General features: G+C 67.8%; 27 protein-coding genes and 1 tRNA gene. 8 read left to right on the top strand and 20 right to left on the bottom strand.

Annotation, left to right across the window (positions count from 1 at the left end; genetic code table 11):
- Window positions 1–67 precede the first annotated feature (67 nt).
- Complete coding sequence (locus FPV16_RS11150; protein WP_227438257.1) at window positions 68–625, top strand: hypothetical protein; 558 nt, start codon at window positions 68–70, stop codon at window positions 623–625.
- 69 nt (window positions 626–694) lie between these two features.
- On the opposite strand, the gene hpxZ is transcribed toward FPV16_RS11150, so the two are convergent.
- The 3 genes from hpxZ to FPV16_RS11135 are packed head-to-tail and all read right to left on the bottom strand — an operon-like array spanning window position 695 to window position 2,693.
- Window positions 695–1,075, bottom strand: a complete 381-nt coding sequence (gene hpxZ, locus FPV16_RS11145; RefSeq protein ID WP_227438319.1) for an oxalurate catabolism protein HpxZ — start codon at window positions 1,073–1,075, stop codon at window positions 695–697.
- A gap of 8 nt (window positions 1,076–1,083) precedes the next feature.
- The gene (locus tag FPV16_RS11140; protein WP_227438256.1) at window positions 1,084–2,478 is read right to left on the bottom strand and encodes an AtzE family amidohydrolase; all 1,395 of its coding nucleotides are present in this window, start codon (window positions 2,476–2,478) and stop codon (window positions 1,084–1,086) included.
- Between the two features lie 8 nt (window positions 2,479–2,486).
- Window positions 2,487–2,693 (bottom strand): DUF4089 domain-containing protein, encoded by a 207-nt coding sequence (locus FPV16_RS11135; RefSeq protein WP_227438255.1) that lies wholly within the window; start codon window positions 2,691–2,693, stop codon window positions 2,487–2,489.
- A gap of 419 nt (window positions 2,694–3,112) precedes the next feature.
- Between FPV16_RS11135 and FPV16_RS11130 the strand changes: the two genes are divergently transcribed.
- Genes FPV16_RS11130 through FPV16_RS11120 form a run of 3 tightly spaced genes read left to right on the top strand, consistent with a single transcriptional unit; the run spans window position 3,113 to window position 5,735 of the window.
- Window positions 3,113–3,838, top strand: coding sequence for an NrtR DNA-binding winged helix domain-containing protein (locus FPV16_RS11130; protein WP_227438254.1), 726 nt, complete (start codon window positions 3,113–3,115; stop codon window positions 3,836–3,838).
- A gap of 17 nt (window positions 3,839–3,855) precedes the next feature.
- Window positions 3,856–4,839 carry an SPFH domain-containing protein gene (locus tag FPV16_RS11125; RefSeq protein WP_227438253.1) on the top strand — a complete coding sequence of 328 codons (984 nt, stop codon included), beginning with the start codon at window positions 3,856–3,858 and terminating at the stop codon, window positions 4,837–4,839.
- A 2-nt stretch (window positions 4,840–4,841) separates the two neighbouring features.
- Entirely contained in the window at window positions 4,842–5,735 is an 894-nt protein-coding gene (locus FPV16_RS11120) for a hypothetical protein (RefSeq protein WP_227438252.1), read from the top strand.
- 79 nt (window positions 5,736–5,814) lie between these two features.
- On the opposite strand, the gene FPV16_RS11115 is transcribed toward FPV16_RS11120, so the two are convergent.
- The 14 genes from FPV16_RS11115 to FPV16_RS11050 form a co-directional block, all read right to left on the bottom strand.
- Window positions 5,815–5,891 (bottom strand) — tRNA-Met (locus tag FPV16_RS11115).
- 116 nt (window positions 5,892–6,007) lie between these two features.
- Window positions 6,008–7,249 (bottom strand): tryptophan synthase subunit beta, encoded by a 1,242-nt coding sequence (gene trpB / locus FPV16_RS11110; protein ID WP_227438251.1) that lies wholly within the window; start codon window positions 7,247–7,249, stop codon window positions 6,008–6,010.
- A 135-nt stretch (window positions 7,250–7,384) separates the two neighbouring features.
- A complete protein-coding gene (locus FPV16_RS11105; RefSeq protein WP_227438250.1) occupies window positions 7,385–8,029 on the bottom strand; it encodes a phosphoribosylanthranilate isomerase in 645 nt (214 codons plus the stop codon).
- Window positions 8,030–8,042: 13 nt separating this feature from the next.
- Window positions 8,043–8,414, bottom strand: a complete 372-nt coding sequence (locus tag FPV16_RS11100) for a lipopolysaccharide assembly protein LapA domain-containing protein (RefSeq protein WP_056252984.1) — start codon at window positions 8,412–8,414, stop codon at window positions 8,043–8,045.
- A gap of 40 nt (window positions 8,415–8,454) precedes the next feature.
- Entirely contained in the window at window positions 8,455–8,775 is a 321-nt protein-coding gene (ihfB, locus tag FPV16_RS11095) for an integration host factor subunit beta (protein ID WP_227438249.1), read from the bottom strand.
- 78 nt (window positions 8,776–8,853) lie between these two features.
- Window positions 8,854–9,834 (bottom strand): signal peptide peptidase SppA, encoded by a 981-nt coding sequence (gene sppA, locus FPV16_RS11090; RefSeq protein WP_227438248.1) that lies wholly within the window; start codon window positions 9,832–9,834, stop codon window positions 8,854–8,856.
- Window positions 9,835–10,248: 414 nt separating this feature from the next.
- Window positions 10,249–11,979: a malate dehydrogenase (quinone) gene (gene mqo / locus FPV16_RS11085; protein WP_227438247.1), complete on the bottom strand. Its 1,731-nt coding sequence runs from the start codon at window positions 11,977–11,979 to the stop codon at window positions 10,249–10,251.
- Window positions 11,980–12,713: 734 nt separating this feature from the next.
- Window positions 12,714–14,444: a 30S ribosomal protein S1 gene (rpsA, locus tag FPV16_RS11080; RefSeq protein WP_227438246.1), complete on the bottom strand. Its 1,731-nt coding sequence runs from the start codon at window positions 14,442–14,444 to the stop codon at window positions 12,714–12,716.
- Between the two features lie 283 nt (window positions 14,445–14,727).
- Window positions 14,728–15,306, bottom strand: coding sequence for a hypothetical protein (locus tag FPV16_RS11075; protein ID WP_227438245.1), 579 nt, complete (start codon window positions 15,304–15,306; stop codon window positions 14,728–14,730).
- A gap of 155 nt (window positions 15,307–15,461) precedes the next feature.
- Window positions 15,462–16,172: a DUF1013 domain-containing protein gene (locus FPV16_RS11070; RefSeq protein WP_018043156.1), complete on the bottom strand. Its 711-nt coding sequence runs from the start codon at window positions 16,170–16,172 to the stop codon at window positions 15,462–15,464.
- Between the two features lie 224 nt (window positions 16,173–16,396).
- Complete coding sequence (locus FPV16_RS11065) at window positions 16,397–17,341, bottom strand: ribose-phosphate pyrophosphokinase (RefSeq protein ID WP_019903469.1); 945 nt, start codon at window positions 17,339–17,341, stop codon at window positions 16,397–16,399.
- A gap of 126 nt (window positions 17,342–17,467) precedes the next feature.
- Window positions 17,468–17,695 (bottom strand): DUF4170 domain-containing protein, encoded by a 228-nt coding sequence (locus tag FPV16_RS11060; protein WP_056433705.1) that lies wholly within the window; start codon window positions 17,693–17,695, stop codon window positions 17,468–17,470.
- 172 nt (window positions 17,696–17,867) lie between these two features.
- Entirely contained in the window at window positions 17,868–19,508 is a 1,641-nt protein-coding gene (xseA, locus tag FPV16_RS11055) for an exodeoxyribonuclease VII large subunit (RefSeq protein WP_227438244.1), read from the bottom strand.
- 54 nt (window positions 19,509–19,562) lie between these two features.
- On the bottom strand, window positions 19,563–19,916 hold the full coding sequence (locus FPV16_RS11050) for a hypothetical protein (protein WP_227438243.1): 354 nt from the start codon (window positions 19,914–19,916) through the stop codon (window positions 19,563–19,565).
- A 166-nt stretch (window positions 19,917–20,082) separates the two neighbouring features.
- Between FPV16_RS11050 and purD the strand changes: the two genes are divergently transcribed.
- The gene (purD, locus tag FPV16_RS11045; RefSeq protein WP_227438242.1) at window positions 20,083–21,366 is read left to right on the top strand and encodes a phosphoribosylamine--glycine ligase; all 1,284 of its coding nucleotides are present in this window, start codon (window positions 20,083–20,085) and stop codon (window positions 21,364–21,366) included.
- Window positions 21,367–21,450: 84 nt separating this feature from the next.
- Window positions 21,451–21,621 (top strand): hypothetical protein, encoded by a 171-nt coding sequence (locus FPV16_RS11040; protein WP_227438241.1) that lies wholly within the window; start codon window positions 21,451–21,453, stop codon window positions 21,619–21,621.
- A gap of 9 nt (window positions 21,622–21,630) precedes the next feature.
- Here FPV16_RS11040 and FPV16_RS11035 read toward each other — a convergent pair whose 3' ends face one another.
- Window positions 21,631–22,641, bottom strand: coding sequence for a glucokinase (locus FPV16_RS11035; protein ID WP_227438240.1), 1,011 nt, complete (start codon window positions 22,639–22,641; stop codon window positions 21,631–21,633).
- Window positions 22,642–22,767: 126 nt separating this feature from the next.
- Window positions 22,768–23,520, bottom strand: coding sequence for a trehalose-phosphatase (otsB, locus tag FPV16_RS11030; RefSeq protein WP_227438239.1), 753 nt, complete (start codon window positions 23,518–23,520; stop codon window positions 22,768–22,770).
- Between the two features lie 234 nt (window positions 23,521–23,754).
- Here otsB and FPV16_RS11025 point away from each other — a divergent pair, with 234 nt between their 5' ends.
- On the top strand, window positions 23,755–24,249 hold the full coding sequence (locus tag FPV16_RS11025; protein WP_227438238.1) for a DUF427 domain-containing protein: 495 nt from the start codon (window positions 23,755–23,757) through the stop codon (window positions 24,247–24,249).
- Window positions 24,250–24,454: 205 nt separating this feature from the next.
- Window positions 24,455–25,681, top strand: a complete 1,227-nt coding sequence (locus FPV16_RS11020) for a serine hydrolase domain-containing protein (protein WP_227438237.1) — start codon at window positions 24,455–24,457, stop codon at window positions 25,679–25,681.
- Between the two features lie 91 nt (window positions 25,682–25,772).
- Here FPV16_RS11020 and FPV16_RS11015 read toward each other — a convergent pair whose 3' ends face one another.
- Entirely contained in the window at window positions 25,773–26,411 is a 639-nt protein-coding gene (locus tag FPV16_RS11015; RefSeq protein ID WP_227438236.1) for a DUF2147 domain-containing protein, read from the bottom strand.
- Window positions 26,412–26,488: the final 77 nt, after the last annotated feature.

The raw sequence follows: 26,488 nt of genomic DNA, 5'->3' as shown, positions 1-26,488 counted from the left end.
CTGTTTCGAACACATCGCTGCGTAGTTTTGGGAGATGGCGGCGGGCGACGTCCGCCTGGACGGCACGATGACGGATATCCGGATCACGGCGGGCTCCTTCGGCGAGGGAGTGGCCACCTACGAGGACGGCGTCTTCCGCTTTCCCAATGGCGATACGCGTGGCGTGGAGGATCTCTCCGATTTCGGCACGCCGCCCGAGCCGGCGCCCGAGCCGCATTGGAGCGGCGACATCGTACGCGGTCTTCAGGGCGCACTCGCCACCTCGACCAAAGGATTGCCGGCGCCCTTCGGCTTTGCCGCCTCCTTCGTCGGCCTCGGGCTCGACGTGCTCGATCCCTCGGCCTCTACCGTTGCGACCCTGCCGATCAAGTTCAGCGATGGCGCCAGCGCGACGCTGGCTGCCGACGGCGCCGTGGCAGCTCTGATCCGGCGCGACCGCGAGGTGGTCCGCCTCGCGCTAGAGCGGGTGGCCCCCGCCCCGGCGATTCAACCAGCACCGGCACAGGAGCCGATGGTCCCGGCGCCGGGCCTAAGCGATCCGACCCTAACCTCGATGTTCCAGTACGAGAAGCGCAAGGGACGCCTGCGCCGCGTCGTCACCGAGACGACGCCTCAGGAACCGTGAGCAGACGCCGCGGATTTCCTGCGCCCTGAAGCTACACCTCTCCCGCGCCCGGGGGGGAGTTTTAGAGCTTCAATCGTCGATGACGCTCACATGCGCGGCTACGACCTTCCAGCCATCGGGGAAGCGGATCCATGTCTGGCTCTGCCGGCCGATCTTGCCGGGCGATCCCTCGCGGCGGAACAGGGTCATCGCCACCGCCGTGTCGCGCCCGTAGGCCGTGATCACCGTATCGGACAGGGTGCGTTCCAGTCCGACCGGCGAGCGGGCGCGGCGGAAGGCACGGATCGCGTCCATGCCGTAGAGGTTCTCGCCCCCGCCGTAGCGGATGGTGCGGGGATCGTCGTGGAACAGGGCTTCCAGCGTCGCCACGTCGTTGCCGGTGAGCGCCGTCTCATAGGCGGCGAAGGCGGCTTCGACCTCGGCGATCACCTCGGGCGCATCGATCTCCATCGGCGCGCTCACAGGATCGCGTGCGGCGCGCAGACCACGCCGTCCCGTTCCAGATGCCGCGCGACCCGAAGCGCCAGATCCTCGCGCCACGGGGCTGCGATCACCTGGACGCCGAGGGGCAGGCCGTCATCGAGCCGCACCGGCACCGCCACCACGGGCAGGCCGATGAACGAGATCGGCTGGGTGAAGACGCCGATATTCGCCCGCACCGGCAGCGTCACCCCGTCGAGTTCGAAGGTGACCTGGCCCGATCTCGGCGCCCGGCACGGGGTCGAGGGGGCCAGGATGATGTCGACCTCGCGGAACAGATCGAGCATCGCCGCCCGGTACCAGCGGCGGAAGCGTTGCGCGCGCTCGACGAAGGGGGCCGGGATCATCGCCCCCGCGATCAGCCGGTCGCGCACGGCCGGGTCGAAATCGGCGGCGCGGGTCCGCAGCCGGTCGAGATGGAGGGCGGCGCCCTCGGCGGCGGTGATGAGATAGGCGGCCGCCCGCGCCCGCGCGGCTTCGGGGATCTCCACCCGGCGCTTGGCGCCCAGGGAGGCGGCGAGGGTTTCCACCGCCATGAAGGCCTCGTCATCACCGCCACGCGCGAAGTATCCCCCCGCCACGGCGATCCGCAGATCGCCGATGCCGGCATCGAGGCTCGGCATGGCGGGATCGGGGGCGCGGGTCGTCGCCACCGGGTCGTCCGGATCGGGTCCCTGCATGGCATCGTAGGACAAGGCGAGGTCGGTGACGCTGCGCGCCATCGGCCCGAGATGATCGAGGCTGCCGACGAAGGGGAAGCTGCCCGCCCGCGTCAGCCGGCCATAGGTGGGCTTCAGCCCGAAGCAGCCGCAGAAGGCGGACGGGACGCGGATCGAGCCGTTGGTGTCCGAGCCGAGGGCCAGGGGGACGAGGCCCGCGCCGATGGCGCCCCCCGAGCCCCCGGACGAGCCGCCGGACATGTGCCCGAGATCGTGCGGGTTGCGGGTCGCCCCGTCATGGACGTTCTCGCCGGTGAAATCATAGGCGTACTCGCCCATGTTGAGGCCGCCCACGAGGATGGCCCCGGCGGCTTCGAGCCGTCGCACCAGGGCGCCGTCCCGTTCGGCGGGAGCGAGATCGCGGTTGATCTTCGAGCCCGCCCGCGTCGGCAGGCCCGCGATGTCGATGAGGTTCTTCACCGCGAAGGGCACGCCCGCCAGCGGTCCCAGCGCCTCCCCACGGGCTCGCGCCGCATCGACGGCGTCGGCCCTGGTCAGAGCGCGTTCGGGCAGCACGTCGGTGAAGGCGTTGACCGAGACATCCACCCGCGCGATGCGCGCCAGCACGGCCTCGGTCACTGCGCGGGCGCTGATCACCCCATCCCTGACGGACCCGGCGATATCGGCCGCGTGCATCGTGCTCGGATCGGTCATGTCGCCGCTCACGCCGCGAAGACCGGAGCCGGTTCCGCCTCGTCAGGCAGGGGAAATCCTGCGACCAGGCCGGCGGCGCTGTGCAGCACGGTGAGGTTCGCCCCCACCGCCGCGACCCAGGCGGGGTCGAGGGGAATGCCCAGAAGCGCCGAGGCGGCGTCGATATAGGCATCGAGCCCACCCGATGCGGGCTCGGTCTTCGGCATCTCGGCCATGGCTTCCTCCTCAAACCCCGATCCGGCGGAACCGCCGCATGGCGGAGAGCAAGGGTTGGGCCGGACCCGATGACGATCTCACGGAAGCACTCCAACGTCATTGGCCTCTGTGCGGTGCCTTCCCCTTTGCGCTACGGCGTTCACACATCTCACTGGCATCGCGGGTCCCCTCTCTTGGCAGGAGAAGGAGCTCGCGCATCCCGCGAGATCTGCGACGGCGAGATGTGTGAAGGCCGTCACGCCTTGCCGAGGAAAGCGTCTTCTCCCCCATCCGGAGGCCGTGAGAGCGGGCGGGCCGGAGACCATCGGACCCGATCAAATCCGATCCTCACCATCGTTCCGGATGACTTCGAACTCGGCCCTTGCCTTATGTGTAGTATGCATCTAACTAAGTTGCAGAACGCATATAAGGCTGGTCCGTGACTGAATCCGAATTCCTGGCGGAGTACGATCCCGCCGCCTACGAGCGCCCTGCCCTCGCCGTCGATCTCGTCCTGCTGGGCCTGCGCGAAGGTCGCCTGACGGCGCTGCTGCTGAAGCGCGAGCAGCATCCGCATGCCGGCCGCTGGGCGCTGCCCGGCGGCTTCGTCGGGATCGACCAGACCCTCGACGCGGCCGCCATCCAGGTCCTGCACGAGAAGGCGGGCATCGCTGGGGTGCATCTGGAGCAGCTCTACACATTCGGCGCGCTTGCCCGCGATCCGCGCATGCGGATCGTCAGCGTGGCCTACCTTGCCCTCCTGCCGGAGGCCGCCCTCGCCGAGGCCCTGGAGCGCGCACCCTCCCTCGTGGCGGCCAGGATCGAGGTGCCCTGGTCGGGCGAGGCCGGCGGAGATGTGGCGGCGCTGTCACCCAAGGGTGAGGTTCTGCCCCTCGCCTTCGACCATGCGGACATCCTGGCGATGGCGATGCTGCGCCTGCGCGGCAAGCTCGATTATTCGGATGTGGGCTTTGCTCTCCTGCCCGAGCATTTCACCCTGCGGCAGCTGCAGGACGTGCACGAGGCGGTTCTCGGCACCACGCTCAACAAGCCGGCTTTCCGACGCCGGATGCTCGACCGGGGCTGGCTGGCGCCGACCGGATTGCGCGAGGCCGGAACGTCGTTTCGCCCCGCCGAACTCTACCGATTTCAACCGTCGCGCTGACCGAACAGGAGGTTTCCATGGCGTCGATCCGTAACATCGGCCTGATCGCGCAATTGAGGAGCGAGGCCAGCAGCCACGTCATCCGCTATCGCAAGGGGCGCATCCGCCAGAGCGGCCGGGGCCTCGTGTTCTGGTTCCGTCCGGAGACGTCGAGCATCGCCGAGTTGCCCATAGACGACCGCGAGATGACGCTGTTCGTCCGTGGCCGCAGCCAGGATTTCCAGGCCGTCGCCGTGCAGGGGACGATCGGCTGGCACGTGGTCGATCCCGAGCGTCTGGCCAGCCGTATCGACTTCTCCATCGGCCTTGGCACCGGCAAGCTCCAGGGCGAGCCGATCGAGAAGATCGAAGCGCGCATGGCCGGCATCGCCAGTCAGGCGGTGCTGCAATATCTCGGCGGCAAGCCGGTGCGTACCATCCTCGATGCCGGCCCCGAACCCCTGCGCGGGGGGCTGGAGGCCGTACTGGCGGCCGACCAGTCCCTGGCCGAGATCGGGGTCGCGGCCGTGTCGGTGCGGCTCACCAACCTCGCGCCGACGAGCGAGCTCGAACGTGCCCTGCAGACCCCGACCTTCGAGGCTCTGCAGCAGAAGGCCGACGAGGCGACCTTCTCCCGCCGCGCCCTCGCCGTGGAGAAGGAGCGCGCCATCGCCGAGAACGAGCTCGCCACGCGGACGGAACTGGCGCGCCGGGAGAAGCTCCTCATCGCCGAGGAGGCGGAGAACGCGCGAAGCCGTGCGGCCGGCCTCGCCGAGGCACAGGGCGTCGAGGCGATGGCGGAGGCCGAGCGCATCCGCCTCGTCGAGGGAGCCAAGGTCCTGGCCGAGGCACAGCGCGTCGCGATCTACCGCGATCTGCCGCCCGCGATCCTGCTCGGCCTCGCCGCACAGGAACTGGCGGGCAAGCTCGATACGATTGAGCATGTCAGCGTGACGCCCGATCTCCTCGCCGCCGTGATGGGCGAGTTTCACAAGGCCCGTCCCATGGTGGGAGCCCGCTAGGCATGGCCGCCCTCACCCACCGCGCGGTCTTCGTCATCCGCGAGACCGATTACGAGGCCCTGATCGCCCGGCACGCCACGAGCGGGCAGGCGCGGTTCTTCCTCGAGAGTCGCGGGCAGAAGCTCGAGGATGTGATCGAGCGGCACGAACGGTTCCACGCCGTGCTGAGCCAGGCACGGGCCTCGGTCCCGGGTGAGTGGCGCCAGGCGCTGGTGCGGCGCGCCGACCTCGACCGCTTCCTGTTCGCCGCGGACGACGTCGTCGTCGCCGTGGGCCAGGACGGGCTCGTCGCCAATGTCGCGAAGTATCTCGGCGCGCAGCCGGTGATCGGCGTCAACCCGGCCCCCGACCTCTATGACGGGATCCTCGTCCGGGTCGCCGTCGAGCGGCTCGGGCAAGTGCTCATCGCCAGCGTCAACGGTGCGGCGCAGGTGGAGCGGCGCACCATGGTCCAGGCCGTGCTCGACCAGGGCGAGACGCTGTTCGCGCTGAACGAGATCTTCGTCGGGCACCGCAGCCACCAATCCGCGCGCTACAGGGTGGAAGCGGCCGGCGAGGCCGAGGATCAATCCTCCAGCGGGCTCATCGTGGCGTCCGGCACGGGGGTGACCGGCTGGGCGCGGTCCATCGCCGAGGCCACGCATCTCGCCCTCCCCCTCGGCGCGGAGGAGGCGGCGGTGGGCTACTGGGTACGCGAGCCGTTCCCGAGCGTCGCCAGCGGCACGCGGCTGCGCGCGGGCAAGCTGACCGATGCCGGGCTCGTCGTCACCTCGCGGATGAACGATGGCGGCGTCGTCTTCGCCGACGGGATCGAGCAGGATTTCCTGGCCTTCGAATGGGGCCGCCAGGTCAGGCTTTCGCCGGCGGATCGCACGCTCAATCTCGCCATCGGCTAGCCGCCGCCGGGATGTTTCGACGGATCGAGGATACGCAAAGAAAAACCCGCCAAGTCATGGACTTAGCGGGTCAAATTCTTGGTAGCGAGGGAGAGATTTGAACTCCCGACACAAGGATTATGATTCCTCTGCTCTAACCAACTGAGCTACCCCGCCATAACAAAGGAGCCCGCGCGGTGCGGGCGCCCCTGAAGAGATCGGCGGTATAAAGAAATCCGCCTTCGGGTGTCAACGGGGAGTTTGCGACTTGGCCACTCCCCGGCGCGGTTTTGTCAGAGGCGGGTGCCCAGGATCTCGGCCACCTGCGGGATGTCCTTGTCGCCACGGCCCGAGAGATTGAGCACCATCAGATGCTCGGCGGGCTTCGTCGGCGCGATCTCGAACACCTTGGCGAGGGCGTGGGCCGGCTCGAGGGCCGGGATGATGCCTTCCAGCATCGAGCACAGCTTGAACGCCTCCAGGGTCTCGGAATCCGTCGCCGAGAGGTAGGTGACGCGCTTGGCCTCGTGCAGCCAAGCGTGTTCGGGGCCGATGCCCGGATAGTCGAGGCCGGCCGAGATCGAGTGGGCGTCGGCGATCTGGCCGTCCTCGTTCTGCAGCAGGTAGGTCCGGTTGCCGTGGAGCACGCCCGGCTTTCCGCCCGACAGGGAGGCGGCGTGGAGGCCCGACGAGATGCCGTGGCCGGCGGCCTCGACCCCGTAGATCTCCACCTCGCGGTCATCGAGGAACGGGTGGAACAGGCCCATGGCGTTGGAGCCGCCGCCAATGCAGGCGATGAGCGAGTCGGGCAGGCGCCCTTCCATCTCCAGCATCTGCTCCCTGGTCTCCCGGCCGATGATCGACTGAAAATCGCGCACCATCGCCGGATACGGGTGCGGGCCGGCCACCGTGCCGATACAATAGAACGTGTCGGCGACGTTGGTGACCCAGTCGCGTAGCGCCTCGTTCATGGCGTCCTTGAGGGTCTTGGTGCCGGATTCCACCGGGATCACCTCGGCCCCGAGCATTTTCATGCGGAAGACGTTGGGCGCCTGGCGCGCCACGTCGACGGCGCCCATGTAGACGACGCATTTCAGACCGAACCGGGCGCAGAGGGTGGCGGTTGCGACCCCGTGCTGACCGGCGCCGGTCTCGGCGATGATCCGCGGCTTGCCCATGCGGCGAGCCAGCATGATCTGGCCGAGCACGTTGTTCACCTTGTGCGAGCCGGTATGGTTCAGCTCTTCGCGCTTGAAGAAGACCTTGGCCCCATGGCCCGGGGCCGATGTCGCGCGCAGGTGTTCGGTGATGCGCTCGGCATAGTAGAGCGGGCTCGGGCGGCCGACATAATGGGTCAGGTGGCCGTTCATCTCCTCCTGGAAGGACGGATCGGCCTTGGCCTCCGTATAGGCCTTCTCGAGATCGAGGATGAGCGGCATCAGCGTCTCGGCGACGAAGCGACCGCCGAAGATGCCGAAGCGGCCGCGCTCGTCCGGTCCGTTGCGGAACGAGTTCGGAGAGGGGGCGATGGTCACGGTTGTCGTCCTTCGCGTCTTGGGCCGGCGGATCACCGCCGGGCCTCTGCGTTCGGTATGGGGTTGCGCCAAGGCCTAGACCCGCGCGGGGGGGCACTACAATGCGGCGAACGCGTCGATTTGTGAAATCGGACCCTATTCGTAGTTCCGAACCGCCGCGATGAAGGCGGCGATGCGCTCCGGGCTCTTCTCCCCCGGCCGTGTCTCGACGCCCGAGGAGACGTCGACGGCGCGCAGTCCCGTCCGCGTGAGGGCCTCGGCGACGTTGTCCGGGGTGAGGCCGCCCGAGAGCATCGTCCCCGCCGGCAGGGTCTGCCCTAAAAGAAGATCCCAATCGAAGGCGAGGCCGTTGCCACCGGGAAGGGCTGCGTCCGGCGGCGGCTTCGCGTCGAGAAGGAGGCGGTCTGCCGCTCCATAGGCGAGGATGGCGGCGAGGTCCGAGCGCGTCGAGACGCCGAGCGCCTTCATTACGGGGCGGCCGCTGCGGTCGCGGATGGCCGCGACCCGCTCCGGCGTCTCGTGCCCGTGAAGCTGGATCCAGTCTGGATCGACGGCACCAAGGGCCGCGTCGATCAGGGCGTCGTCGGGGTCCACGAGGAGGACGACCCGCTCCGCCCTGCCCTTTGCCTGTTCCGACAGCTGGCGCGCCGTCTCCAGAGGGACATGGCGCGGGCTCTTTGGGAAATGCACGAAGCCGACGAGGTCGGTCCCGGCCGAGAGCGCCGTGTCGAGAGTGTCGGGCGTGCTCAGACCGCAGATCTTGACCCGGATCGACGGCATGACGGCGCCCGGCCTAACGCGGCGCCGGGAGCGCAACGCGGCTGTCGAGACCGGGATAACGCTCGGCCGGGGCAGGCTCGCTCGCCGCGACACGCGACTTCAGACGCTCGGTCTCGCCTTCCAGGCGACGGATCTCGCGGCGGCGGGCGGCGCTCGTCCGCCGCGTGCTCGACTGGCCCAGCCACGTGCCGATGCCGCCGCAGAGGATGCCGATGGCGACGGAGGCGAAGATCAGGACGTAGAGCGGCAGCGGCAGGCTGAAGGCCGGCGTGTCCGTCGTGAACGGATCGAAGGACAGGCGGACGACCTCACGGTTGGCGACCGCCAGGGCGACGACCACGATCGCCACGGGAAGCAGGATCAAACCCTTGAAGAAGCGGATCATCGAGACACTCCGGTCGATGGGACGAGGCTGTGCATGGCGTTCAGGCTTCCTCGCTCTCGGAGGGCTCCTCAGCGCCGATTCCGGCCTCATTGAGTCGCTGGCGCATCTCCTTGCCCGTCTTGAACACGGGGATGGCCTTCTCGGAGACGGCAACGGGCTCACCGGTGCGCGGGTTGCGCCCGCGGCGCGCATCGCGGCGCTTGACCGAGAACGCGCCGAAGCCGCGCAGTTCCACACGGTCGCCGCGCGCCAAGGCCTCGGCGATCGTATCGAGGATCGCCTTCACCAGGGTTTCCACGTCGCGCTGGTAGAGATGCGGGTTCTGCTCTGCGATCCTGAGCACGAGCTCCGACTTGATCATGCGGCGGTCTTCCCTGGAATGATGCGTGTCCGGCACCCCTGCGGACGTGATCCGAGCAGGCGTGGTTCGGCGTCGCCCTCAAGGCGCATCGGCGGAACCCGGGCGCCAGACGGCGAGCAGGCCCCCTTGCGCGAGACCTGCCGTCTCATCTCCGGCCTGGCGCAGGCGCGTGGCGAGTCCGCCCAGCCCCAGGAGGTCGGCACCCATGCCGAGGGCCGACCAGAGCTTGAAATCGCTCTCGGATTTCGGCTTCCAATCGCGGATGGGCAGGCCCTTGGCGACGTTGCGCTCCGTCTCGAGCCAAACCACCGCCTGACGCTCACCGCCGACGCTGTCCACCAGCTTCAGCGGAACGCTCTGGCGGCCGCTGAACACGCGCCCGTCGGACACGGTCGCGAGCTCTTTCTCGGAGAGTTTGCGCCGCTCGGAGACGAGGCCCTTGAACCAGGCATAGGTATCGCCGACGACGGCGGCCAGGGCGGCGCGGGCCTCGGGCGAGGTCGGGGTGAAGCCCGACGGCTCTGCCTTCAGCGGCGACGACTTCACCGACTCGACCTTGACCCCGACCTTGTCGAGCAGACCGGACAGGTCGGGATACTGGAACAGCACGCCGATGGACCCAACGAGGGCGGTTTCCCGCGCGACGATATGATCGGCCGCGATGGCGGCGATATAGGCGCCGGAGGCCGCCGTGCCGTCGACGAAGGCCACCATCGGCTTCTTCTCGGACAGCGCGCGCAGGTTGCGGTAGAGTTCTTCCGAGCCGGTGGTGGTGCCGCCCGGCGACGAGATCGAGACGATCACGCCCTGCACGGCGCCGGCATCGCGGACCCGCTCGATGAGCTTGGTCGTCGATTCACTGCCGGCGATGAAGCCGCCGATGGAGATGCGGGCGATCTGCGGCTTCACCGCCGGGAAACCGAAGCCGTCATTGCCCCGGACCCTATAGCCCACCGCACCGACGGCGACGATGAGCCCGCCGATGCCGACGACGCGCCACAGGGAGAGCTTGCGGCGCAGGCGCCGGCGATCGATCAGAAGTTCGGCGTCTGCGGCCATGCGATCGTCCCGATCCCTCAACTCATCCGACCGTTGCGGCCGGTTAATCGCTCGCGGAAGGTAAGGATGTACCGGTAAGGTGCCTCCAAACGTCCCATCGAGATGTGTTCCACACCTGCCGCCGGATTGCACCAAGCCGTTGGCAGCTCTCGCGTCCTTCCGCCGGAATGCCGACTTAGTTCGGGGTACGCGAAAGCAGGGCCGTGTTCTAGCGCCCCCTCCGGTGGACCGGCAAGAGGACTCATCGACGGGAAGCGAGGCTTCGGCGCAAAGCCGGACGGGATGCGGGGTTTTGGTAGGGGTGCCCGGCCATCGTGCCGGGGATCAGCCATCCCCTCGATCGCTCGGCCCAAGCAAAAGCCTCCAATGTCGATCCGGCGACATCGGAGGCTTTTGGCGGCTAGATCCGCTCGCTCAGGGAGCGAGGTCGTGGACCGGATTCGTTGCGGTGGTGCGGTTGCTGTTGAGGACGGTGTTGCTGGCGGATGTCTGCTTCAGTGCCTCCACGTCGATCTGTGGGGGCGCCGGGAGCTGCAACTGCTCGCTCGTATAGGCCCAGGCCTGTGCGACCCGCTCCGGATCGTCGTTCAGCTTCAGGCCGTAGCTCGGGACGATCTGCCGGAGCTTCGCCTGCCATTCCGGTGACGAGACCTTGGAGGCGAACACCTTCTCCAGCACCTTCAGCATGATCGGAGCCGCGGTGGACGCGCCCGGCGAGGCGCCGAGCAGCGCCGCGATGCTGCCGTCCTTCGCGCTGACGATCTCCGTGCCGAGCTTGAGAACGCCGCCCTTGTCCTTGTCGCGCTTGATGATCTGCACGCGCTGGCCCGCCTGCCACAGGCGCCATTCGTCCTTTTTGGCCTTGGGGAAATACTCGCGCAGGGCGGCGATGCGGTCATCGTCCGAAAGCATCAGCTGACCGGCCAGATACTCCACCAACGGGTATTCATCCACGCCCACACGAACCATCGGCCAGACGTTGCTGGTGGTCGTCGAGGACAGGAGGTCGAAATAGGAGCCCTCCTTCAGGAATTTGGTGGAGAAGGTCGCGAAGGGACCGAACAGCAGGACGCGCTTGCCGTCGAGGACGCGCGTGTCCAGATGCGGAACGGACATCGGAGGTGAGCCGACCGAGGCCTTGCCGTAGGCCTTCGCCAGATGCTGCGTCGTCACGTCGGGATTCTCGTTGACGAGGAACGAGCCGCCCACGGGGAAGCCCGCGTAATCCTCGCCTTCCGGAATGCCGGATTTCTGCAGGAGATGCAGCGATCCGCCGCCCGCGCCGATGAAGACGAACTTGGCGTCGAAAATCTGCTCGGACCCGTCCTTGAGGTTCCGCGAGATGACGCGCCAGGAGCCGTCGGGGTTCTTGTCGATGGTCCGGACCTCGGACGAGGCCTTCAGGTCGAAATTCGGCTGGCTCTGCAGATGGGCGACGAACTGGCGGGTGATCTCGCCGAACTCCACGTCGGTGCCCAGAGAGGTCCAGGTGGCTGCGATCTTCTGCTTGGGATCGCGGCCCTCCATCATGAGGGGGACCCATTTCCGAATCTGCTCGGGATCGGTCGAATAGTCCATGCCGGCGAAGAGCGGGCTCGCTTTGAGCGCGGCATGGCGCTTCTTGAGAAAGGCGATGTTCTCGTCGCCCCACACGAAGCTCATATGTGGGGTGTAGTTGATGAAGGAGCGCGGGTTCTTCAGGACGCCGTTGCGAACCTGCCACGCCAGGAACTGGCGAGTGACCTGAAAGGCCTCGTTGATCTCGACGGCCTTGGCGATCTCGATCTGCCCGTCCTTCTTCTCGGGCGTGTAGTTGAGCTCCGCAAGGGCGGAATGGCCGGTGCCGGCGTTGTTCCAGCCGTTGGAACTCTCCTTCGCCACACCGTCGAGCCGCTCGATCATCTGGATCGACCAGTTGGGTTCGAGTTCGCGCAGCCAGACACCGAGCGTGGCGCTCATGATGCCGCCGCCGATCAGAAGGACATCGACCTTCTTCGCCGGAGAAGCGGCGAGAACCAGGGAGCCGGGCACGGCCACGGCCGCCATCCCGGTCAAGGCCGTGCCGAGGATCTGCCTGCGGTTCAGGGCAGGCGCCGTGGAGGAAAAGCCCTTGGACGGGCACATATCGTTGTCATCGGCGCTCATCGCCATACCTCGTTCTGCGGAACACGTCCGAAGGACCCTCATCGGACGTCTGTCCGTCCCGGGCATCGGATCGAGAGAATCGGAGGAGCGCTTCTTCCCAGAGGGCATTCTTGCCCGGTGTGCTGGCTTGACCAGTCTGCCGGATCGATGCTTCGCTGATCCCAGTCGGTAAAGGGGCCGGCGATAGTCTTCCAGCTATTATTTATCAGTCTCGTGATGGGTTTGGACGTTCTAATTTTCTCTCTGGAACATTTACAGACCACACATCGATACGACGCCTCGTAACGTCGACTATGTTTTCATGGCCAGGGAAATCCCGCACTTGCATCTCAACCGTGCGAGCATCTCAGCTCTGAACGACGGCGAGCCTGCACGAAGGGCATCGGCAACCGCCACCGACGAAACGTCAGAGACGTTCCAGCGGATCGACATGCGGCCCGAATGTCCCCTCCGGGCTGCCGCTCCGGAATCCCGTCCAACAGAGGCGATGTCTCGAACAGTGGCGTTTGCAATTCGAGCCGGTCCCGCAGTGGCCCGTCTCCTAAACGAGCGACCGGGAGGCGACAATCTGCGGGGTGCCGCAATCCGTTCAAAGTCCGGGTTTTGAAACGGGCTGCCCGTGAGACGGCGTGTCGAGACAGAGAAACGCCCGCGCGGGAGGCGATCCCGCGCGGGCGTCCAAGGTGTGGTCACCGGGTCGGGAGAGCCGGCGACCGTTCGTATCGGCGCCAGACTTAGTCCTGCGCGTCATCCTTGTCGTCGCTGGTGCGGGCCTTCTTGAAGGCGGCACCGAGGATCTCGCCGAGGGAGGCGCCGGAATCGGCGGAGCCGAACTGAGCCATCGCCTCCTTCTCCTCGGCCATTTCCAGGGCCTTGATCGAGAGCTGGACCCGACGCGCCTTGCGATCGAACTGGATCACCCGGGCATCGAACTTCTCGCCGGCGGCGAAGCGCTCGGGGCGCTGGTCGCCACGGTCACGGGCGAGCTCGGCCCGGCGGATGAAGGTGGAGAGGTCGGTGTCGACGATCTTCACCTCGACGCCCGAATCCTTCACTTCCAGCACTTCGCAGGTCACGATCTGACCCTTCTTGAACTCGCCGGCCTCCGTGAAGGGGTCGCCGCCGAGCTGCTTCACGCCGAGCGAGATACGCTCCTTCTCGACATCGACGTCGAGAACCTGGGCGCGCAGCATGTCGCCCTTCTTGAACTCCTCGATGACCTGCTCGCCGGGACGGTTCCAGTCGAGATCCGACAGGTGGACCATGCCGTCGACGTCGCCGTCGAGACCGATGAACAGACCGAACTCGGTCTTGTTCTTGACCTCACCCTCGACCTCGGAGCCGACCGGATGCTGCTCGGCAAAGGCCTCCCAGGGGTTCTGGAGGGTCTGCTTGAGGCCGAGCGAGATGCGGCGCTTGACGGGATCGACTTCGAGGATCTGCACTTCCACTTCCTGCGAGGTGGAGACGATCTTGCCCGGATGGACGTTCTTCTTCGTCCAGGACATCTCGGAGACGTGGATCAGGCCTTCGATGCCCGGCTCCAGCTCCACGAAGGCGCCGTAATCGGTGATGTTGGTGACACGGCCCTTGAGCTTGGCGTCGACCGGGTAACGCTGGGCGATACCCTCCCACGGATCGGCGAGCAGCTGCTTGATGCCGAGCGAAATGCGGTGGGTCTCGTGGTTGATCTTGATGATCTTGACCTTGACCGTCTGGCCGATGGTCACGACCTCGGACGGATGGTTCACGCGGCGCCACGCCATGTCGGTGACGTGGAGCAGGCCGTCGATGCCGCCGAGATCGACGAAGGCGCCGTACTCGGTGATGTTCTTGACGACGCCGTCAATGACCTGACCCTCTTCGAGGTTGGCCACGAGCTCGGAGCGCTGCTCGGCGCGGCTCTCTTCGAGGACGGTGCGGCGCGACACGACGATGTTGCCGCGGCGGCGATCCATCTTGAGGATCTGGAACGGCTGCGGCGTGCCCAGCAGAGGGGTGACGTCGCGGACGGGACGGATGTCCACCTGCGAGCGCGGCAGGAACGCCACGGCGCCGTCGAGGTCGACGGTGTAGCCGCCCTTGACCTGGTTGAAGATCGCGCCGGTGACGCGCTCGTTGGCCTCGAAGGCCTTCTCGAGCTTGACCCAGCTCTCCTCGCGACGGGCCTTGTCGCGCGAGATGACGGCCTCGCCGAGCGCGTTCTCGATGCGGTCGACATAGACCTCGACCTCGTCGCCGACGGCAAGTTCGCCTTCGCGGCCGGGGCCGTTGAATTCCTTGAGGGCGACACGGCCTTCCGTCTTGGCGCCGATGTCGATGACGGCCACGTCCTTCTCGATCGCGACGACGCGACCCTTGACGACGGAACCTTCGGTGATCTCGTGCTCGAGGAAGCTCTCCTCGAGGAGAGCCGCGAAGTCGTCGCGGCTCGGGTTACGCTGCAGGGCGTTACCAGCGGTCATTCTGTCTCCTGACAGGCCTCATGGTCGAGGCCGGCGTCGGCGGTTCGTGTGACGGGGCACCCTCGGCGATCGCCGCCCGCGGGCCCCTGGAGGACCCGACAGGCTCACCCCCCGCAGGAGGGCCGACGCAATCTGGAACAATGGTCGAGGGCCATTCCCCAACGGGTCGATGGCGGGACGAAAAGCCCGCGCACAGTCGAATCCGAAGGGAGGACGGCGCTGCCATAACCGATCGCGCCCGTTTCGGCAACAGAACGCTTGCGATCCACCATGGAGGATGCGTTCACGTGAGCATCCAGCGCGGCGTATCGGCGTGGCGCAGCCAGATCGCGGAGGCGACCGAGAGCGCCTCGAGCGGCATCTCGACGTCGCCGCGGCCCTTGTCCCAGAGTTCGATTCCGGAAAAGCCGACCTTCCGAATCGTCAGCCACGCGCCGAAGGGAAAGGTCGCGTCCGTCCCCTGTCCGGGCCCGAAACAGTCCTCAAAGGCCAGGGGATCGATCATCATCTGATCGTATTTTCGAAGGTGCTCCACCATCGAGACCTTGGACCGGAACAGGATGCGGTCGCGGATATGGGACGAGAAACACGGCTCGTACTCCGTAAGCGTCATCCGGAGCTTGCCCCCGATGCGTAGATAGGGCGGGTTCGGGCCGGCCTCGCTGAAGTTGAGCGGGCTCCAGCCTTCCTCGCTCATCAGAGATTCGGCCAGCGTCACAGGCTCGGAGGCCACCACTCGCGGATCGGCGTCGCGAGCCGCCGTACCGGCGCTGGATCCCGTCGCCAGGATGTCGGACCCGATCGTGTGGCCGCCCGGCTCGTAGTCCGCCACGTCGTGTGCCGTCTCGTGAGAGGCCATCATTCGCCCCGTAAAAGTGTCCCCGGCAATCGAGGGCGATCAATATTGCGCATTTTCTTATGCTTGGCGATCATGCAGCGCACCAAGACGACAAAGGTGCCGCAACAGCGGCGCCTTCTGGTTGATGTCTATCGGTTGGCGGACGCGCGACGCGACGACTATTCCTCGTCTTCGTCCTCGGTGCTGCGCATGCCCTTGAGCTTGGCGAAGACCGAATCCGCGTTGAGCTTCTCGTCGCGCTCGTTGCGGTGATGCTCGTCGGCTTCCTCGAAATTGCCGGCCGTGGAGACTTCGGTGGGCAGCAGCGTCGCGCCGGCATCGGTCGGCAGGACCGCCGGACGGTCCTTGGCGGCGCGCTGGACTTCGAAATCGAGGTCGATCTGCGTGCAGAGACCGAGGGTCACCGGGTCCATCGGCTGCAGCGAGCCGGAATTCCAATGGGTGCGCTCACGGATCTGCTGGATCGTCGACTTGGTGGTGCCGACGAGGCGGATGACCTGCGCGTCCTTGAGTTCGGGATGGTTGCGCAGCAGCCAGAGGATGGCGTTCGGCCGATCCTGGCGGCGTGACAGCGGGGTGTAGCGCGGACCCTTGGTGGTGCGCTTGACCTCTGGCAGCTTCACCTTCGAGACGGCGACCTTGAGTTTGTAATTGGGGGCCTTCTGCGCCTTTTCGATCTCGTCGCGGGTGAGCTGCCCGGTGGTGATCGGGTCGAGGCCCTTGATCCCGGCGGCGACTTCGCCATCGGCGATGCCCTTCACTTCGAGGGGATGCAGCTTGCAGAAATCGGCGATCTGCTCGAAGGCGAGGGACGTGTTCTCGACCAGCCAGACGGCGGTCGCCTTCGGCATCAGCGGACCTTGGGACATGCTCTGTGGCTCCGACGTTAGCGGGAGAACGGGCGGCGCCGGGCATCGGTCCGCAGGCTCCGGATCGATCGATCCGGAAGTCCCGTCTCACGCTTCAAAAAGGGGATCAGCGTATATAGGCGGCTGCCGGAGGGCGCGCAATTGCCTTCACGTCCGGTCATCGCCGATGGACCGTGGATACGCCCGATCTCCCCCGTCGATTCGCAGCCGTGCGGCGCCGATCGTCAGACGAAGAGGCTCGACACGCTCGATTCCGTCGCGGTCCGACCGATGGCTTCGCCGAGAAGCGGGGCGATGGTGGCCACGCGGATGTTGCGGGCGAGCTTGACCGCCTGCGTCGGCTGGATCGAATCGGTGATCACCAATTCCTTCATCCGTGACGCGGCGATGCGGGAGACCGCGCCGCCCGAGAGCACCCCATGGGTGATGTAGGCCGACACGTCCTTGGCGCCGGCGTTCAGCAAAGCTTCGGCTGCGTTCACCAGGGTGCCGCCGGAATCGACGATGTCGTCGACGAGGATGCAGGACCGACCCTCGACCTCGCCGATGATGTTCATGACCTCCGATTCGCCCGGGCGCTCGCGGCGCTTGTCGACGATGGCCAGCGTCGCGTCGATGCGCTTGGCGATGGCGCGGGCACGGACCACGCCACCGACATCGGGGGAGACCACCATCCACTCCTTCGGGTCGAGGCGCTCCTTGATGTCGCGCACGATCACCGGGGCGGCGAAAAGGTTGTCGGTGGGAATGTCGAAGAACCCCTGGATCTGGCCCGCATGGAGATCGAGGGTCATCACCCGGTCGGCGCCGGCCTCTGTGATGAGGTTGGCCACGAGCTTGGCCGAGATCGGGGTGCGACCGGAGGTGCGCCGGTCCTGCCGGGCATAGCCGAAATAGGGAATCACCGCCGTGATGCGCCGGGCCGAGGAGCGCCGCGCGGCGTCGATCATGATGAGCAGTTCCATCAGGTGATCGTTGGCGGGGAAGGAGGTCGACTGCACGATGAAGACGTCCTCGCCGCGGACATTCTCCTGCAGTTCGACGAAGATCTCCATGTCCGCGAAGCGGCGGACCATGCACTTGGCCAGGGGAAGCTCGAGATAAGCGGAGATCGCCTCCGCCAGCGGACGGCTGGCATTTCCAGCGATGATCTTGATCGAGGACTTCATGCCGCCGTCTTCATCTCGCGATTCCTGCGCCGCGCCGGATACCGGCCCCTTGGCGCGGCACCCCTTACAACCCCCGCCCCGGCGTCACAATGCCTTCACTTATGATTGGGGGATGCCCTGCACAGATCACGGCTCCAGCAGGCGATGGAGATGGACGATGAAATAGCGCGTCTGAGCGCTGTCAACGGTGGCCTGCGCCTTGGATTTCCAGGCGCTCTGCGCAGAGGCATAGTCTGGAAAGATTCCGACGATGTCGAGCCCCTTTACATCGCGGAAGTTGACGCCATCGAGGTTCTCGAGCTCGCCGCCGAAGACGAGGTGCAGCTTCTGTCCGCTATCGATCGTGGTGGTCATCGGTTCTCCTCGGCAGGCTGTAGGGCCGCTGGCACGGTGTAGGATCGGAGGTGCGGGGCCGACATGCGGCGCCGCGCTTTAGCTTTGTTCGCGACGCGAAGCGAGACATCGCGCGTTGGGAAGCATCCGCCGCGCCAGTTGTCCCGGGCTCGCCATGCGCCAGCCACGGGACTCACAATTCGAACAGGGATTGCTGAGGCGGCGCCTCCGCCGGCTTTCGCGTCTGCCGCTTGCGCTTCGGCGGCCCCTCTCCGCCGGGCGCCGTATCGTCCTGGGGTTCGGACCGGGCGAACCGCGTGCCGTCCGCGAATTCGAGGCCGAGGCGCTGCCCCGGCAGCACCGAGGCGGCGGCGCGGACCGGGGCTCCGTCCTCGTCGCGGACCAGGGCGAAGCCGCGGGCGAGGACGGCGCGGTAGCTCAGCGTACCGAGGAGCGCTGCGAAATTGCCGAGCCTGTCGCTCCGCCGCTCGATCAGGCGGCGGACAGCCTGGCCGAGCCGCGTATCGAGGGCGCCCAGGCGCTCGAAGCGGCGGGCGGTCTCCGTGCGGGCACGAACGAGGGTCTGTTCGCGGGCAACGACGAGGCGCTGGCCGAGATAGGCCAGCGCCTCGCTTTTGCGCGTCGCGTAGTTCTGGAGGGTGGAACGAGGACGGTCCGCGACAAGGGCGAGACGCCCGCGCGCCTGGGCCAGCCGCAATTCCGGCGGGTGCCGTCCGAGCCGATCGAGCAGGCGTCCGAACCGCGCCCGGTGATCGCGCGCGTTGCCGGCCAGCGCCGGCATGAGCCGAGCCTCGGCGAGGTCGAGCCGTTGGCGTTTTCCCGCGAGGAAGGCATCCGCCCCCGGCATGGCGCGCAGGAGCGCACGCAGGTCCGAGCCTTCGCGGTCGAGCTTGCGCCGGACCGCTTCGCCCTGGCGGTAGCCGAGGTCGCGGATCTCGGCCACGAGATCGGCGCGGACCGGCACGGCTATCTCGGCGGCACCCGTCGGCGTCGGCGCGCGGCGATCCGAGACGAAATCGATGAGGGTGGTGTCGGTCTCGTGACCCACCGCCGAGATCAGGGGGATGGTGCTCTCCGAGGCGGCGCGGACCACGATCTCTTCGTTGAACGCCCACAGATCTTCGATCGAGCCGCCGCCCCGCGCGACGATGAGCACGTCCGGCCGTGGGATTGCGCCGTACGGGACGAGCGCATTAAAGCCACGGATGGCGGCGGCGATCTCCTCGGCCGCCCCCTCCCCCTGAACGCGCACCGGCCAGACCAGGACCGGCCTCGGGAAACGGTCTTCCAGCCGGTGGAGGATGTCACGGATGACGGCGCCGGTGGGCGAGGTCACCACTCCGACGACCCGGGGGAGATAGGGAATCGCACGCTTGCGCTCGGGCGCGAACAGGCCTTCCGCCGAGAGGACGCGCTTGCGCTCCTCCAGCAGGGCCATCCAGGCGCCGATCCCGGCGGGTTCGAGGGTCTCGACGACGATCTGATAGGACGACTTGCCGGCGAAGGTGGTGATGCGCCCGGTGGCGACGACCTCCAATCCCTCCTGGGGCCGCTGGCGCAGGCGGTTGAAGGTTCCCTTCCACACCACCGCGTCGATGCGGGCGGTGCCGTCCTTCAGCGAGAAATAGGCGTGTCCGGAGCCGTGCTGGCCGCGATAGCCGGAGATTTCGCCGCGCAGCCGGACGTGGCCGAACGCGTCTTCCAGCGTCCGTTTCAGAGCTGAGGCGAGATCGCCCACCGACCATTCGGGCGCGTTCGAGACGGCGGGAGGCGAAGCGGCGAAGGTCGAGACGGGGGGAGGAACAAGGGCCATGGCGCGTCTGACGCTAGGCCGGGCCGGCACGCGGGTAAACCCCGGCGCTGTCCGTTAGAACATGAGGGCCAGCAGGAGGATGCCCGACAGAACGGGGGCAACCCCGATGGCCAGCGCCCAGGGCCAGAAGCCCGGGACATGCGGCGGTCGGTTGTCGTTGACGGGTCGGACCGAGGGGCGCCCGCTCACGAGGAACTGCGACAAACGCAGTCCGGACCCGGTTTGCGGGACCATCGGCGGGGCAGCGGAGTGGCGACATCCTGGCATGACCTCGATCAACCCGCGGACGGCCCCGATCGTTCCTGCGATGATCGTCGATTGCGCGAGGTCGGAGGAGGAATTTCGGGCATCGACGCGATTGCGCGCCGGGGCCTCCTCGATCGTGTCCTTCGCGGGAAGACTTTCCATCCCTCGCTTTTCGGGGGAAACCCTGTGCGGGAATGCCCGCCGCCCGGCGCTGTGGACGTTCGACGATGCTATGTTTCGGACCGACCGTTCGCCACTCGACCCTTTGCTACCTGACCCCTCGCTCCGGCATCCCGGCATGCCTTCCGCGTCCTTCGAAGCGTGACTTATGAACATCCTCCTCATCGGCTCCGGCGGACGCGAACATGCCCTGGCTTATGCCATCGCCAAGAGCCCGCTCTGTTCCCGCCTGTACACGGCCCCTGGCAATCCGGGCACGGCCGAGTACGGCGAGAACCGTCCCGATCTCGTGGTCGCCGATCATGAGGCGGTGAGGCGGTTCTGCGAGACCGCCGGGATCGGCCTCGTGGTGGTCGGGCCGGAGGCCCCCCTCGTGGCGGGCCTCGTCGACGATCTCCAGGCTGCGGGTATCCGCGCCTTCGGACCCACCAGGGCGGCGGCGCAGCTCGAAGGCTCGAAGGGCTTCACCAAGGATCTCTGCGCCGAGCGTGGCATCCCCACCGCCGCCTTCGCCCGCTTCACCGAGCGGGACGCCGCCCTCGCCTATCTGGCGCAATCCGGTGCGCCCATCGTGGTGAAGGCCGATGGGCTCGCCGCCGGCAAGGGCGTCGTGGTCGCGGAGACCCTGGAGCAGGCCGAGAGCGCGGTGCGCTCCATGCTCGGGGAGCCGGGTGCCGAGATCGTCATCGAGGAATGCCTGTTCGGCGAAGAGGCGAGCTTCTTCGCCCTCTGCGACGGCACCAACGCGGTGCCGATCGGGACGGCGCAGGACCATAAGCGGGTGTTCGACGGGGATCGCGGCCCCAATACCGGCGGCATGGGTGCCTATTCCCCGGCCACCATCCTCACGCCCGCCCTCGAACGGGAGGTGATGGACACGATCATCGCTCCGACGCTCGCCGGGATGCGCGAGCGCGGGACGCCCTTCACCGGCATCCTCTATGCCGGCCTGATGCTGACCGCCGATGGCCCGAAGCTCATCGAGTACAACACCCGATTCGGCGACCCCGAGGCGCAGGTGCTGATGCCCCGTCTCGCCTCGGATCTGGTACCGGCCCTGCTCGCCGCCTGCGAGGGCGACGTCACCGGCATCGCGCTGCAATTCGACGCTCATCGCGCCGCGCTGACCGTGGTGATGGCGGCGGCCGGTTATCCCGGCGCGGTGATGCGCGGTTCGACCATCCGGGGGATCGCCGAGGCCGGCGCCAACACCGCGGTCATCGTGTTCCAGGCCAGTACGCGGGCGGAGAATGGCCGTATCGTCGCCGATGGCGGCCGCGTGCTGGCGGTGACGGCTACCGGCGACAGCATGATGGAGGCCCAGGCCCGCGCCTATGCGGCGGTGTCGCGGATCGACTGGCCGGAAGGCTTCTGCCGCCGGGACATCGGCCGGCGGGCCGTGGCCCGCGAAGTGGCCGGGGACGGCATCTGACGACGCCGCGCCCTTGAAATCCCGGGCGCCCGCTCATCTTGCACGGTGACGGCGGGTATCGCGCCGGTGCGGAGGAGCTGACCGATGGGCTACGTCTCGAAGACCGTGATGGAAGAGGGCAAGGCCGCCAAGATCGCCGGCCAGCCGGATGGGTCCAACCCCTACCCGGCCGGATCGCAGAACAGCGCCGACTGGCTCGAAGGCTACACCTACGACCAGGCGGAGCAGAACGTCGACAACGATTCGGACGAGTAGCCGCCCGGTTCAGTCCTTCGTCCAGACCTGCCCGTGATAGACGAACACGTCGTACCGGTTCGCCAGGGCGGCGAGGCCCGAGAAGGCAGGGTCCTGGACGGAGATCACGCTGGTGGGGATCGCCTCCATCTGCGTGACGAAGGGCGGCTTGTGCTCGAAGGAGCGCCGGAATTCGCCCTTCTCCAGGATGGGCAGGATCCGCGGGGCGATGCCGCCGCCGATATAGACGCCGCCCGTGGCGAGGAACGTCAGGGCGAGGTCGCCGCAGACCCGGCCGAGCAACTTGGCGAACAGGGCGACGGATTCGGCCGCATGAGGATCGCTGCCGTCGACACCCCGCGTGGTTACCATGGCGGGGTCGGCCTCCGCCGCCTCCCGCCCGGTCCGCGCGAGATGGACGGCCTTGTAGAGACGCGCGAGTCCGGGGCCCGAGAGCAGCGCCTCCACCGTCACTCGCCCCTCGATCCGCTCCACATGCCGCCAGATCTCCTCCTCGGCCGCGTCGGCGGGGCCGAAATCCACGTGTCCCGCTTCGGTGGAGACGATGGTGAGCCGGTCCGCGTAGGGGATGACCGCCGCCGCGCCGAACCCGGTGCCGGGACCGAGGACGAGCCTCGTCCCCTGGTCGCCCTTCAGCCCGCCGTCGCGATAGGGGCCGATCGGCGTCAGGTCGGTGGGGGCGATATCCACGGCGCCGGCGGCCACGGGCACGTAATCGTTGACGACCACCGCCCGCGACAGGCCGAAATCCCGGCCGATCCGCGCGCCCTCGATGACCCAGTCCGCATTGGTGAGACGAACGGCGGGGCCATCGATCCGGGCGGCGACGGCCAGGATCGTCGAGCGCGGCGGCGGTCCGTCATACTTTTCGAGAACGGAGCTGATCGCCGTGCTCGGGTCGGGGAAGGCGTTGGTCGGGACATGGCCGACGATCTCCGCATTGCCGCCCGGCTCCGGCACGAGTGCGAAACGGGCATTGGTGCCGCCGATATCGCCGACGAGGACCGGGAACTCGAACATGCGTGCGGTTGTCCTTCGCGTTGGAATCCGGAGTTTGACATCTCCCCCGCCTTTGAGGCGCGTGCGGAGCGTCACGGTTGGGACGGGAAGACCGGCCCGGATACGGGATCGCGGCCGGTCGCGCCCTCAGGCGGGCGGCAGGGCGTCGGGGTCGATCGGCGCGCCATCGGCCCAGGCATAGATGAGGGCGCGTACGGCGTCGGGATCGGTGAGGCGCCGGGTGGCGATGGTGTCGCTGCCGCCGATGCGGACGCTGACCCCGCCCTCCTCGTTGACCACGGCGAAGGCCTTCTCGTCGGTGAGGTCGTCGCCGAGGAACACCGCGCGGCGGCCGGCATAGGGCGGCGCTTCGGACAGGGCGCGGATGGCATGGCCCTTGGTCGCCGAGGCCGGGACGATCTCGCCGACCGCCTTGCCGAGCTGCAGCCGGTAATCGGCGCCGAGATCGGCCGCGGCCGCCTTCACGGCCTCCTCGGCTTTCGCGGCGTCGGTGGGCGTGGCGAGGCGCCAATGCACGGCGACGGAGGCACCCTTGTCCTCGATCAGCACCGATTCGAGGTCGCGCACGGCGTCTTTCAAACCCGTGATGCGGGCGCGGAGGGCGGGATGATCCTCGGCACTGCCGCCCGAGACCACCCCGTCGACCCGCCGCTCGACCCCGTGAAGGCCGGCAACGTCGAACCTGGCGGGCGAGAGGAAATCGTCGATCACCGCGATGGGGCGGCCGGTGACGACGGCGAGCGCCCCGCCGAGCCGGTCCCGCAAGCGCAGGAGCGCGGGCGCGAGCTCCGGGGGCACCACCACCTGGTCCGGTCGCGGAGCGATCTCCACGAGGGTGCCGTCGAAATCGAGAAAGAGGGCGAAATCCGTCACAGGCATCTTTCCAGGGTGTCTGGCTCGGGAGGGCCGGCTCACCGAGACGGCCGATCCATCAGAGCGGCCGAGTTCCTATCATCCGCGTCGCGAGCCGGGCTAGCATGGCCCGCGCCACGCGCAAACGCCGTGTCTCGAATATCGCCTCCGCGCCGGCCCCGTCGCGACAGCGGTCCCCCGGCTCCGGGGGGACGCCCGACCGACAACCCCCTGATAGCCCTTCGAATTTGGATGAGTCCGATGCACCCGACCCCCCTGCCCTGCGGTCCCGGCCAGGAAAGCGTGTGGGATTATCCCCGCCCGCCGCGGCTGGAGCGCGTCGCCCGGCGCCTGCGCGTGGTCCTCGCCGGCGTGACCGTCGCCGAGACGGTGGCGGGGTACCGCGTGCTGGAAACCAGCCACCCGCCGACCTATTACCTGCCCCCCGGCGACGTGGCCGACGGCGTGCTCGGACCGGCCAGGACGGCGGGGATCTGCGAATGGAAGGGCCGCGCCGTCCTCTTCGATGTCGTGGCCGGCGGCCATCGGGCGCCGGGCGCGGCCTGGGCCTACCCGGCGCCCACACCGGATTTCACAGCCATTGCCGGCTTCGTCGCCTTCTATGCCGGGGCGATGGAGGCCTGTTTCGTCGATGACCTCAAGGTCGAGCCGCAGCCCGGCGGCTTCTATGGCGGCTGGATCACGCCGGAGGTCGTCGGCCCGTTCAAGGGCGGCCCGGGAAACATGGGCTGGTGAGCGCCACGGCCGGCGGTTTCCATGCGCCACGCGACGGGCCTTCGATGCGCCATGCGACGGGTCTTCATGCGCCATGCGGCGGACCTTCGGCGTATCACCGACAGCCGGCAAATACCGGTACCCATGGCGCCGAGCGATGCTCTAAAGCCCGAGGTCAGGTTCGACGAGACGGCCGCCCGATGGCGGTGAAGACGGAGTGGCGCGCATGCAGGACATCTCGGTAGCCGACCCAAAAACCCTCGGCCTCTGCCCCGAGCGGCTCGAGCGGGTCGATGGCTGGATGCGCAGGCTGGTGGCCGAGGGCAAGCTCGCCGGCCTCTCGGTGATGCTGTCGCGGCGCGGGGAGACCGCGTTCTTCCGCGCCCATGGTCTGGCCGACATCGCCCGCGCGACGCCGTTTGCCGCCGATACCATCACCCGCATCTACTCGATGACGAAGCCGCTGACCTCGGTGGCCGTGATGATGCTCTACGAGGAGGGGCGCTTCCAGCTCGACGACCCGATTACCCGCTTCCTGCCCGAATTTGCCGAGATGCGGGTCTTCACCGGTGGCAACCGGGTGAAGGCCGAGACCGTGCCCGCCGAGCGCCCGATCACCATCCGCGACCTCCTCACCCATACGGCGGGCTTCACCTACGGTTTCATGGAGGCGACCCTCGTCGACGCGCTCTATCGGCAGAACGGCGTCGATTTCGGCGAGAACCAGGATGCGAGCCTCGCCGAGGTGGTCGCCCGGCTGGCGCGTCAGCCCCTCCTCGCCCAGCCCGGCGCGGAATGGAACTACAGCGTCGCCACCGACCTCCTCGGCCACCTCGTCGCGGTGGTCTCGGGCCAGGATTTCGGCGACTTCCTCAAAGCCAAGGTCATCGACCCGCTCGGCATGGTCGACACGGATTTCTTCGTGCCGGCCGACAAGGTCTCGCGGCTGGCGGCCAATTACAGCCTGTTCCGCGACCGCAGCCTCAAGCTCTACGACGACGCGGTGGGAAGCCGCTTCGCCGCCAAGCCCGCGATCGCTTCCGGCGGCGGAGGACTCGTCTCGACGGCGTCGGATTACATGCGCTTCTGCCGCTTCATCCTCGGGCGCGGCGCTCTCGACGGCGTGCGGCTCCTCGGCCGCAAGACGGTGGATTTGATGCTGATGAACCATCTCGGCGGCGACCTCGCCTCGATGGGACAGCCCCGCTTCTCCGAATCCTCCTATACCGGGATCGGCTTCGGGCTCGGATTCTCGGTGATGCTCGACCCGGCACGGGCGCAGATCGTCGGCACGCCGGGCGAGGTCGCCTGGGGCGGATTGGCGAGCACCGCGTTCTGGATCGATCCGGCCGAGGACCTTGCCGTGGTGATGCTGGCCCAGCTGATCCCGTCCTCGGCCCTGCCGATCAGACGGGAATTGCGGGTGCTGACCTACGCCGCCCTGACGGAGTGACGGCGGGGCGCGAAAACCACCCTCCCGGATCTCGCATCCGGGAGGGTGGCGCTTTCAGAAGCGACGTCGACGGGCGCGCCGTGGCGCTGGCCTACTCGGCGGGCTTGGCCGCCGGCTTCGGTGCGCTCGAGGCGGGTTTCGGGGTCGGGGCAACGGTCGCGCCGGTGGCCGAGGCCGGCGCGGGCTTGGGCGCCCATTCCGGATCGGAGCGGGGGCCGCCGGGGCCGTTGGTCGGGCCGGTGATCTGGCCCGGCACCGTATCGGTGACCTTGGCCCAGGCCTGCGACATGCACATGAAGCGCAGCATGCAGCCGCGCACGGTGAGCTCGCCGGGCTTCTCGCTCCAGATCGTCACGTCGTAGAACGACCCGTCCTCGGCGTTGTAGATCTTGCCTTCGTAATGGTTCTCGGCGTTCGGCTTGATGCCCATGACGAGCTGGTGGCCGAGCGAGGGGCGGGCCTGCTTCTTTGGGTCGGGATTCTTGAAGTCGATCCGCGGCTGGCCCTTGTCGTTCAGCGGCACCTTCAGCCAGACGACGTAGCCGCACAGGTGATCGTTCTTCGCGCCGCATTTCTCGAGGCGGACGCGAGCCCGCCCATCCTCGGTGAGCCAGGTTCCGCTCGGATCGTTGGGAGCCGCCATGGCGAGCCCGGATATCGCGCTGAGCGCAAGACCGGCCACCGGCGCCAGGAGGCGCCCGGCCATGGCCGAAATGGGTCGATACGTCATCAACAACATCCTTAACCCGCCCCGAAACGCGACCGTCCGTGCCCATGCCGTCCGCCCGTCCGGGGCGCGTGGTCAAG

It is taken from the genome of Methylobacterium sp. W2, from assembly GCF_020662345.1.
Taxonomy (GTDB): domain Bacteria; phylum Pseudomonadota; class Alphaproteobacteria; order Rhizobiales; family Beijerinckiaceae; genus Methylobacterium.
This window is presented reverse-complemented; position numbering and strand designations above follow the sequence as displayed.